A 7,454-nucleotide genomic window follows, 5' to 3' on the forward strand; every position below is an offset into this window, starting at 1 on the left:
CACCCTGGTGCTGCTGGTGATCGGAGGTGGGCAGCTCCGGTTCGAGCTGCTGCAGGAATGGTCGTCGACCGCCCTGATCTTCGTCTTCGGCCTGATCGTCCTGCGGCAGGAATCGGTCTACGAGCCGTCGCCGCGGTCCGCCCCCGCCGCGCCGGAACCGGAGGCCGAGCGCTACCAGCGTTCCGCGCTCGATCCGGCGCGGATGGAGCGGCTGGCGGCGCGGATCGAGGCGACGATGGCCGCGGACGGGCTGCATCGCGACCATTTCCTGACCCTGTCGGACCTGGCCGGGGCGGTGGGGGCGTCCGAACATCATGTCTCGCAGGTGTTGAACGACCGGATCGGCCGCAACTTCTTCGAATACGTCAACCGCCACCGCATCCGCGAGGCCTGCGCCCTGCTGGCCGGCACCGACACCAGTATCGTCGGCATCGGCGAGGAGGTCGGGTTCAATTCGCGCTCGACCTTCAACGCGGCGTTCAAGAAGGCGACGGGCCGGACTCCCTCCCAGTTCCGGGCCGATGCCCGCGGTGCTCAGTCGGCTGCGCCCCGGCCATGACCTGTTGCCATGCAGCGCCGGCCGGGGCAGTGTGAGGCCATTCGACTGGACCCGGTGCAATCCCGGGTGGCTCTTCCGGCCGCCGATCCGCCGGACAACGCAAGTGACAAGACACACCGTCCCCGCACCGGTTGCGGCGGCGGCCCATGTCTATTGCGGGTATCCCATCATGAACATGCGCTCCTCCCTGGCCCGCGACTGGTTCTCCAACATCCGCGGCGACGCCCTGTCCGGCCTCGTCGTCGCGCTGGCCCTGATCCCGGAAGCGATCGGCTTCTCCGTGATCGCCGGGGTCGATCCGAAGATCGGCCTGTTCGCCTCGGTGGTGATCGCCATCGTCATCGCCTTCACCGGCGGCCGGCCGGCGATGATCTCGGCCGCCACCGCCGCGACCGCGGTGGTGATGACCAGCCTGGTCCATGACCACGGCATCCAGTACCTGTTCGCCGCCACCATCCTGATGGGCCTGTTCCAGATCGCCGCCGGCTTCCTCAAGCTCGGCCGCCTCATGCGCTTCGTGTCGCAATCGGTGATGACCGGCTTCGTCAATGCCCTGGCGATCCTGATCTTCATCGCCCAGCTGCCGCAGCTGGTGGGGGTTCCCACGGCGACCTACGGGCTGATCGCGCTCGGCCTGGCCATCATCTATGGCTTCCCGTACCTGACCCGGGCGATCCCGTCGCCGCTGGTGGCCATCGCCGTGCTCACCGGCGTCAGCGTCTGGTTCCACCTGGATGTCCGCACCGTCGCCGATCTCGGCGAGCTGCCCTCGGCGCTGCCCAGCTTCGGCCTGCCCTCGGTGCCGTTCACGTTCGAGACCCTGCGCATCCTGCTGCCGGTGTCGCTGACCCTGGCCGCCGTCGGGCTGCTGGAATCGCTGCTGACAGCGCAGATCGTCGACGACATGACCGACACGCCGAGCGACAAGAACCGGGAGTGTCGCGGCCAGGGCCTCGCCAACATCGCCTCGGCCCTGTTCGGCGGCATGGGCGGTTGCGCCATGATCGGCCAGTCCGGCATCAATGTCTCCTCCGGCGCCCGCGGCCGGCTGTCCACCCTGGTCGCCGGCGTCTTCCTGCTGGTGCTGCTGGTCGCCCTGCAGGACCTGCTGGCCATCGTGCCGGTGGCGGCGCTGACCGCGGTCATGATCATGGTGTCGATCAACACTTTCTCCTGGCGCTCGCTGGCCCGGCTGCGGACCAACCCGATCCCGTCCTCCGTCGTCATGCTGGCCACGGTGGCCACCGTCGTCGCTACCGCCGATCTGGCCAAGGGCGTGCTGGTCGGCGTTCTGCTGTCCGGCGTGTTCTTCGCCGGCAAGGTGTCGCGCCTCAGCCGCGTGACCTCGACCCTCTCGGCCGATGGGCGGACCCGGACCTACCGGGTGGAGGGGCAGATGTTCTTCGCCTCTGCCGGCACCTTCTCGGATGCGATCGACGTGCTGGAGCCGCTGGACCGCATCGTCATCGACGTCGGCGGCGCCCATTTCTGGGACATCTCGGCCATCGGCGCTCTCGACCGCGTCGTGCTGAAGGCCCGGCGGCATGGCCGCGCGGTCGAGGTGATCGGCCTGAACCACGCCAGCGCGACGATGGTCGAACGCTTCGCGATGCACGACAAGGACGCGGCGCCGGCCGCGCCCTCCGTTCATTGACCGAGACCGGCCCATGACCACGACCCTGGAGGCGCTGCGCCGTGGCACGCTGGCTGGCGCCCGCGAGCTGAAGCTGGGCGGCGGCCTGACCGAGTTCCCGCGCGAAGTCTTCGGCCTGGCCGAGACGCTGGAGGTGCTGGACCTCAGCGGCAATGCGCTCAGCACCCTGCCCGACGATATGGGCCGTCTGCGCAAGCTCCGCGTGCTGTTCTGCTCCGGCAACCGGTTCGATCGCTTGCCGCCGGTCCTCGGCGACTGCACGGCGCTCAGCCAGATCGGCTGCCGGGGATCCGGACTGGGCGAGGTGCCGGCGGAATCGCTGCCGCCGGCCCTGCGCTGGCTGACTTTGACCGACAACTGGCTTCAAAGCCTTCCCGCCGAGCTCGGTGAACGCCCGCTGCTGCAGAAGCTGCTGCTGTCCGGCAACCGCCTGCGCGGCCTGCCCGAGAGCCTTGCCGGAGCATCCAGCCTGGAGTTGCTGCGGCTGTCGGCCAACGATCTCGACGCCTTGCCGCCCTGGCTGGCGGGCTTGCCGCGGCTGGCTTGGCTGGCCTGGGCGGGGAATTCGTGGGACCGGACCGTCACCGCCCCAGAAGCTGCGTCCGTCGACTGGCGGCACCTGCAGCTGGGCCCGCTGCTGGGCGAGGGGGCGTCCGGACGGGTCCATCAGGCCTCCTGGCAGCCAGCGGATTCTGCCGCAGCCCGGTCGGTGGCCGTGAAGCTGTTCAAGGGCACGGTCACCAGCGACGGGCTGCCGGAGCGGGAGATGGCGGCCTGCCTGACCCCGGGCGAACACCCGAACCTGATGAGCGCCTTCGGCCGCGTGGCCGGCCACCCCACCGGCGCCCAGGGGCTGCTGATGCCGCTGCTGCCGCCGGATTGGCGCGCCTTGGCCGGGCCGCCCGACCTGCAGAGCTGCAGCCGCGATGTCTATGATCCGGCGCTGCGGTTCGACCCGGCCGTGGCGCTGCGCATCGCGCGCGGTATCGCCGCCGCCACGGCCCACCTGCATGCCGGCGGGCTGCTCCACGGCGACCTCTATGCCCACAACATCCTGTGGGACGGCGCCGCCGGCGATGCCGTGCTCAGCGATTTCGGCGCCGCCTCCTTTCTCCGGGGCGGGGTGGGGGACGCGGCCTGGCAGCGCGTCGAGGTGCGGGCCTGGGGATTGCTGCTGGGCGAGCTGCTGGACCGCTGCACCGGGGCAGTCCCCGAGCCGCTGCGCCGGTTGCAGCAGGACTGCGTCCAGCCCGCCCCGTCGGCGCGGCCGTTGATGGCAGAGGTACTGGCGGCGATCGGCCGGGCGGAATAGCGACGATCGGCCGGGCCGGGGCTACTCGGCCGCCAGCCGCTCCAGCGGGATGCGGCGGCGGGTCGAGCGGTCGGCCAGCACCATCGGCATGCCATCCGAACAGGTCTCGATCCGCGCCTCGACGCCATAGACGTCGCGCAGCATCTCGGCGGTGACCACGGCGCGCGGCTCACCGCAGGCAGCGACGCGGCCGTCCTTCAGTACCAGCACCCGGTCGGTGAAGCGCACCGCCTGGTTCAGATCGTGCAGCGCGATCAGCACGCACAGATCCCGGCTGCGGGCCAGGTCGCGGATCAGGGTCAGCACCTCGACCTGGCGCTGCAGGTCCAAGGCGCTGGTCGGCTCGTCCATCAGCAGGATGCGTGGCTCGCGCACCAGCGCCTGGGCGATCGACGCCAGCTGCTTCTGGCCGCCGCTGAGTTCGCCCAGGTTGCGCATGGCGAGGTCGTCGATCTCCAGCAGCGCCAGGGTGCGGGTGACGGCGTCGACATCGGCATCGCCGACCCGCCAGCCGGCGGTGTATTTGCGTGCCAGCAGCACGGATTCGAAGACGGTCAACACCGCGTTGACCGCCGCTTCCTGCGGCAGGTGGCAGGGCCGCGTCGGATCGGCCTGGGCCCAGCCGGTGGCGGCGCGGCCGTCGATCCGCACCTCGCCGGCGCCGCCGATCAGCCCGGCGATGCGGCGGAACAGGCTGGATTTGCCGACCGCGTTCGGCCCGATCACCGCCGTCACCTCGCCGCCCGCCATGACCGGGGTGGTGATGCCGTGCAGCACGGGCCGGCTGCCATAGGCGACCGAGACGTCCCGGAGTTCGAGCGTGACGGGGGTGGGGGTCACTGCCATGTGTTGCGCCGGCTGGACAGGATCAGGCTGAAGAAGAACGGCACGCCGACCAGCGCGGTGATGACGCCGATCGGAAAGATCACCCCGGGCACGATCGATTTCGACACGATCGAGGTGGCGGACAGCATCAGCGCCCCGGCCAGGGCGGAGGCAGGCAGGAAGAAGCGCTGGTCCTCGCCGATCAGCATGCGGGCGACATGCGGCCCGACCAGCCCGACGAAGCCGATGGTGCCGACGAAGGCGACCGGCACCGAGGCCAGCAGGCTGACCCCGAGGATGGTCTCCAGCCGCAGGCGGCGGACATTGATGCCGAAGCTGCGGGCCTTGTCCTCGCCCAGGCTTAGCGCCGTCAGCGCCCAGGCCCGGCGCGCCATCATGGGCAGCAGCACGGCCAGCACCGCGGTGGTGATGCCCAGCTTGCCCCAGGTGGTCTTGCCCAGGCTGCCCATGGTCCAGAACACCACCGCGGCCAGCGCCTGCTCCGAGGCGACGTATTGCAGCAGCGACAGCAGGGCGTTGAAGGTGAAGACGATGGCGATGCCCAGCAGCACCACCGTTTCCGTGGTCACGCCGCGGCGCTGGCTCAGCAGATGCAGGCCCAGCGCCGCCACTAGCGCCATCAGGAAGGCGTTGAGCGGCACCACGAAGGCAGTCAGCGCCGGCACCAGCGCGACGCCCAGGACGATGGCCAGCGCCGCGCCGAAGCTGGCGGCGGCCGAGATACCCAGGGTGAACGGGTCGGCCAGCGGGTTGTTCAGCACCGTCTGCATCTGGGCGCCGGCGACGGCCAGGGCGGCACCGACGACCACGGCCATCAGCGCCACCGGCAGGCGGATGTCCCAGATCACCACCCGCAGCGTCGCCGGCACCGCATCGGGCGTCACCAGGGCGGACACCACCTCGCCGACGCCGTAGCGCGCCGGGCCGATGGCGATGTCGAGCACCAGGCTGACCAGCAGCGCCGCGGCCAGGGCCAGCAGCACCAGCAGCTTGCGGCGCGCCAGCCCGCGATAGGCAACGCGGCCGGCCTGCAGATGGGTGTCGATCGGTGCCGGGGCGGCGCGGTCGGTCATCGGTCCTTGGTCCTCAGCTCGCCGGGGACAGCGATACCCAGTATCCCGGCCGATAGGGGATCGGCAGGAAGCGCTCATGCAGGGTGCGGAACGTCGCCTCGGGGTCGAGGTCGGCGAACAGCTCCGGATGCGGCCATTTGGCGATCTGCTGCACCCCGATGAACTGGTACGGGCTGTCGTAGAACTGGTGCCAGATGGCGTGGACGCGGCCGTCGGCCACCGCCTTGACGCCGGTGTAGGCGGGGCGCTGCATCAGCGCCGCCAGCCGCTTGCGGGCCAGGTCCTGGTCAGCATCGGGGCCCAGCCCGACCCAGCCGCCATCCGGCACGAACAACGCCCAGTTGGCGCCGGTGGCGATGACGACGTCGGGGTTGGCGACCGTCACCTGCTCCGGGTTCAGCACGCCGAAGGTGCCGGGGATCAGATCCGCGGCGATGTTGATGCCGCCGGCCATGCGCACCATGCGGCCGAAATTGTCGTCGCCGAATGAGGCGCAGCATTCCGCGCCCCAGCCACTGCCGGCGGCGCGTTCGATCATCACCTTGGGCCGCGCGATGTTCGCCCCGGCCAGGCGGTCCATCACCCGGGCCATCTGCTGTTCATAGAAGGCGATGAACTCTTCGGCGCGGTCCTGGCGGCCCAGGATCTGGCCGAACAGCCGCACGCTGGGCACGGTGTTGGTGAACGGGTCGTCGCGGAAATCGATGAAGACGGTGGCGATGCCGGCTGCGTCCAGCGTCTGGATCAGCCCGGATTCCTCGGCCGCCGCCTTCTGGCCCAGCAGCAGGAACAGGACGTCCGGCTTCAGCGCGATCGCCTCCTCGGTGTTGAAGGTGCCTTCGGACGGGTCGCCGATGTCGGGGATGGCGTCGATCGCGGGGAAGCGCGCCTGGTAGAGCTGGTAGGTGTTCAGGTCGGACCGCTTGAACTCGTCCTTCCAGCCGGCGATGCGGGCCACCGGGTTCTCGCGGTCGAGCGCCGCGACGATGTAGATCTGCCGGCCTTCGCCCAGCAGGATGCGGTTCACATGCTCCGGCACCTCGACAGTGCGGCCGGCCAGGTCGGTCACCTCGACCTTGCCCTCCTCCGCCGCCAAGGCCGCGCCGGCGCACAGGCTGAGCACCGCGGCGGCCACGAACCGGATCGATCGCATCCTGGAACCCTCCTGCTCTGACCTGTCGCGGGGTAGCATGCAGGGATTGCGATTGCGAGTGCTTTTCAATCTCGTCTTTCGAGGCTGCGGCTGTCATGTGGTCTCTGGCATGCTCTGGACGATCGCGCCGGAGTCGCCATGGTCCGCCTGCCACGCCTTGCCCTCGATTCCGTCCTGCTGCGCCAGGCGGCCCGCGCCGCCATCGCCGCCGTCGTGGCCTATGCGCTGGCCGACGCACTCGGCCTGTCCAAGGGCTACTGGTCGGTGCTGACCACGGTCATCGTGATGCAGGCCAGCCTGGGCGCGACGCTGGGCGCGGCGTTCGACCGGCTGCTCGGCACGCTGCTCGGCGCCGTGCTCGGGGTCGGCGGCGCCATCCTGTCCGGCCCGTCGCCGGTGCGGACGGGGGCGGTGCTGCTCGTGGTCATGCTGGTCACCGTCTATATCGGCGCGCGCAAGCCCAACCTGCGGCTGGGGCCGGTCTCGGCCGCCATCGTCATGCTGGCCGATCCGACCCATGCCGACCCGCTGGGCGCGGCCTTCCAGCGGGTGGCGGAGATCGGGCTCGGCGGCGTCGTCGGCGTGCTGGCGGCGCTGCTGGTGCTGCCGGCCCGCGCCGGCGACCATCTGCGCGACAGCGCCGCCGAAGCGCTGGGCGACTGCGCCGCGCTGCTGACCCTGCTGGCCGGCCGGCTTGACGGGGCGGGCGGCGATCCCACCGCGCTGAACCTCCGCCTGCGCAAGACCCTGGCCAAGGCGGACACCCAGATCGGCGAGGCCCGGCGCGAACGGGTCGGCACGCTGATCGGCCCGGCCGATCCGGCGCCGATCATCCGCTCGGTCCGCCGCCTGTGGCA

7 protein-coding genes and 1 other annotated feature are annotated in these 7,454 nt (G+C 70.7%); of the genes, 4 read left to right on the forward strand and 3 right to left on the reverse strand.

Annotated elements, in window-relative coordinates; genetic code table 11:
• The 3 genes from AC3XYG_RS23645 to AC3XYG_RS23655 all read left to right on the forward strand — a co-directional run.
• The coding region (locus tag AC3XYG_RS23645) for a helix-turn-helix domain-containing protein (RefSeq protein WP_489142316.1) at window positions 1-559 on the forward strand (559 nt) is incomplete at its 5' end.
• Between the two features lie 44 nt (window positions 560-603).
• Window positions 604-659: a sequence feature (sul1 is cis-regulatory element that is thought to sense ions involved in sulfur or methionine metabolism; They are found in Alphaproteobacteria), on the forward strand.
• A gap of 69 nt (window positions 660-728) precedes the next feature.
• Complete coding sequence (locus AC3XYG_RS23650) at window positions 729-2,213, forward strand: SulP family inorganic anion transporter (protein WP_489142322.1); 1,485 nt, start codon at window positions 729-731, stop codon at window positions 2,211-2,213.
• A gap of 13 nt (window positions 2,214-2,226) precedes the next feature.
• Complete coding sequence (locus tag AC3XYG_RS23655) at window positions 2,227-3,525, forward strand: leucine-rich repeat-containing protein kinase family protein (RefSeq protein WP_489142317.1); 1,299 nt, start codon at window positions 2,227-2,229, stop codon at window positions 3,523-3,525.
• A gap of 21 nt (window positions 3,526-3,546) precedes the next feature.
• On the opposite strand, the gene AC3XYG_RS23660 is transcribed toward AC3XYG_RS23655, so the two are convergent.
• Genes AC3XYG_RS23660 through AC3XYG_RS23670 form a run of 3 tightly spaced genes read right to left on the reverse strand, consistent with a single transcriptional unit; the run spans window position 3,547 to window position 6,597 of the window.
• Entirely contained in the window at window positions 3,547-4,371 is an 825-nt protein-coding gene (locus AC3XYG_RS23660) for an ABC transporter ATP-binding protein (RefSeq protein ID WP_489142318.1), read from the reverse strand.
• Window positions 4,362-5,444, reverse strand: coding sequence for a FecCD family ABC transporter permease (locus AC3XYG_RS23665; protein ID WP_489142319.1), 1,083 nt, complete (start codon window positions 5,442-5,444; stop codon window positions 4,362-4,364). The genes AC3XYG_RS23660 and AC3XYG_RS23665 overlap by 10 nt, the downstream gene beginning before the upstream one ends.
• A 13-nt stretch (window positions 5,445-5,457) precedes the next feature.
• Window positions 5,458-6,597, reverse strand: a complete 1,140-nt coding sequence (locus AC3XYG_RS23670) for an ABC transporter substrate-binding protein (RefSeq protein ID WP_489142320.1) — start codon at window positions 6,595-6,597, stop codon at window positions 5,458-5,460.
• 138 nt (window positions 6,598-6,735) lie between these two features.
• Here AC3XYG_RS23670 and AC3XYG_RS23675 point away from each other — a divergent pair.
• The coding region (locus AC3XYG_RS23675) for an FUSC family protein (RefSeq protein ID WP_489142321.1) at window positions 6,736-7,454 on the forward strand (719 nt) is incomplete at its 3' end.

This window comes from Inquilinus sp. (assembly GCF_057815775.1).